Raw genomic sequence first — 2,694 nt, 5'->3', positions numbered from 1 at the left:
CTCAGCCGCCGCACCACCACCGCCGCGAGCGCCTGACCCCTCCCCTTCTTCTCCCCCCCCTGGCTGTCACTGAGGAGCATCTCCATGGCCATCCTGACCCGGTCCCCCCGGACCGACGAACCCCTGATCGAGCCGGCCCCGGCCGCCGCCCCGCCGCGGCGTTCGTCCCAAGGCATCGTCCTCGCCGCGTCCCTGCTCGCCTTCTTCGTCATCAGCCTCGACGGATCCGTCGTCAACGTGGCGCTGCCGGCCATCTCCGACAGCCTCAGCGGCTCGATGGCCGACCTTCAGTGGATCGTCGACGGCTACACCCTGATGTTCGCCGCGTTCATGCTGACGGCCGGCACGTTCTCGGACCGCATCGGCGCAAGCCGCGCCTATGCGTGGGGACTCGGCCTGTTCACCGCGGCCTCCCTCGCCTGCGGCATCGCGCCCAACCTGGCCACCCTCATCGGCGCCCGCATGATCCAGGGCGGTGCGGCCGCGCTCATGGTGCCCGCGTCCCTGGCGCTGATCCGCCAGACCTACTCCGACCCCGGCAAGCGGGCGCGTGCCATCGCCATCTGGACCGCGGCCGGCTCCGTCGCCGTGGCGCTGGGCCCGGTCATCGGCGGCATGCTCACCAGCGGCCTGAGCTGGCGTGCCGTGTTCTACCTCAACCTTCCGGTCGGAGCGCTCGGCCTGGCCCTGCTGACCCGCATCACCGCGTCGCCGCGCCGTCAGGCACCGATCGACGTACTCAGCCAGCTCTCCGTCGTCGCGTCCCTCTCCAGCCTCACGTACGCCGTCATCGAGGGCGGCCGCGAGGGCTGGGGCAGCCTCACGGTCCTGGGCTCCCTGGTCCTGACCGTCGTGGCCGCGCTGGTCTTCGTCACCCGGCAGCAGCGCCTCGAGCACCCGATGGTGCCGCTGAGCATCTTCAAGTCCCGCACCGTGGTCGTCTGCCTCGCGGCCGGCTTCTCCATCAACGCCGTCTTCTACGGTGCCATCTTCCTGCTCGGCATGTACTTCCAGCAGGTCCGCGGCGCCTCCCCGATCAGCACGGGTGCCATGTTCATCCCGATGTGCGCTCTCATCTCGGTGGTCAACATGGCCAGCGTCAAGCTGGCGGGGCGCAAGGGAGCCTGGCTGCCGATGACCATCGGTCAGCTGATCATGACGGCGGGCAGCCTGCTGATGCTGACCGTGACCTCCTCCACCGCCTACCTGATCCCGGTGCTCCTGCTGGTCCCGATCGGCCTCGGCGGCGGCTTCGCGGTCCCGTCCCTGACGGCGGCGATCATGGAGAACATCGACGGCGAGCGGGCCGGCACCGCCGCCGCCATGCTCAACACCTTCCGCCAGGTCGGCAGTTGCATCGCGGTCGCCGCCTTCGGCGCCCTCATCGCCGACACCGCGCACTTCCAGCGCGGCATGAACACCAGCTTCGTCATCAGCGTGGTCATGCTCCTCGCCACGGCCGCGGCCACCGGACTGCTCCTGCCCCGGCTCACGAAGAAGACGAGCAAGCAGTCATAGCCCGCACGTACTGCGGAAATGGCTTCGGCCCCGGATTCCTCCGGGGCCGAAGCCATTTCCGCTTCACGCGCGGGCTACCGCCTACTCCCACCTCGGCATATGAGCCGTGTACCGCGCACCGAACCCGCCGTCGGGAAGGACGCCGTCGATGACGGCCAGCTCCTCCTCGGACAGGGCGACCCCCGCGGCCCCGACGTTCTCGGCGACCCGGTCGGGGCTGCGCGTGCCGGGGATGGGCACGATGTGCTCGCCGCGCGAGAGGAGCCAGGCCAGTGCCAGCTGGGAGACGGTGAGCCCGCGGCCCGCGGCGAGTTCGCCGAGGCGGCGTACGGCGTCGAGGTTCTTCTCGTAGTTGCCCGGCTGCCAGCGCTGGTCGCGGTTGCGCATGTCGCCCTCGGCGTACTGCCCGGCCGGCTTGGCGGTCCCGGTGATGAAGCCGCGGCCCAGCGGCGAGTACGCGACGAAGCCGATGCCGAGTTCGTCGAGCGTGGGGAAGAGCTGTTCGCAGTCCCGCTCGAAGAGGGAGTACTCGGTCTGCAGCACGGAGACCGGCTGGACGGCGTGCGCGCGGCGGATCGTGCGGGGACCGGCCTCGCTCAGACCGAAGTAGGAGACCTTGCCCTGGTCGATCAGTTCCTTCACGGTGCCCGCGACGTCCTCGATCGGGACGTCGGGGTCGATGCGGTGCTGGTAGAGAAGATCGATGTGGTCGACGCCGAGCCGCAGGAGACTGGCGTCGACCACCTCACGTATGTGCGCGGGACGGCTGTCGCGGCCGAGTTCCGGGGTGAAGCCGAACTTGGTGGCGAGAGTGATCTCGTCCCGGAACCCGGCGACGGCACGCCCCACGACCTTCTCGTTCTCACCCCACCCATAGAGCTCGGCCGTGTCGAACAGCGTGACACCCAGCTCGTACGCCCGGTGGATGGCGGCGATGCCCTGCCGCTCGTCGCCGGGGCCGTAGAACATGGAGATGCCCATCGCGCCGTAGCCGAGTGCCGAGGTCACAAGCCCCTGACGGCCGAGTTTCCTGTGCTGCATGTGTTCGGGTGCTCCTTCGGCCGGCCCGGGGGCGGCGGTCGGTACGACAAGACGAAGCGCCCGGTGCGGAGCGCACCGGGCGTGAGGACAGAGGGGAGGCGGAGGTTCAGCGGGCCTGCGCGCACAGGCCGGGGG

2 protein-coding genes are annotated in these 2,694 nt (G+C 70.1%); one reads left to right on the top strand and one right to left on the bottom strand.

Annotated elements, in window-relative coordinates; translation table 11 throughout:
* Nucleotides 1-84: 84 nt before the first annotated feature.
* Entirely contained in the window at nucleotides 85-1,518 is a 1,434-nt protein-coding gene (locus K377_RS40895) for an MFS transporter (RefSeq protein WP_111668692.1), read from the top strand.
* An 81-nt stretch (nucleotides 1,519-1,599) separates the two neighbouring features.
* Here K377_RS40895 and K377_RS40890 read toward each other — a convergent pair whose 3' ends face one another.
* Nucleotides 1,600-2,559, bottom strand: a complete 960-nt coding sequence (locus tag K377_RS40890) for an aldo/keto reductase (RefSeq protein ID WP_111668691.1) — start codon at nucleotides 2,557-2,559, stop codon at nucleotides 1,600-1,602.
* Nucleotides 2,560-2,694 lie beyond the last annotated feature (135 nt).

This window comes from Streptomyces sp. PsTaAH-137 (genome assembly GCF_003259365.1).
Classification (GTDB): Bacteria; Actinomycetota; Actinomycetes; order Streptomycetales; family Streptomycetaceae; genus Streptomyces.
Note: the sequence above shows the minus strand (reverse complement) of the source record. Positions and strands in the feature narration are given on the sequence as shown.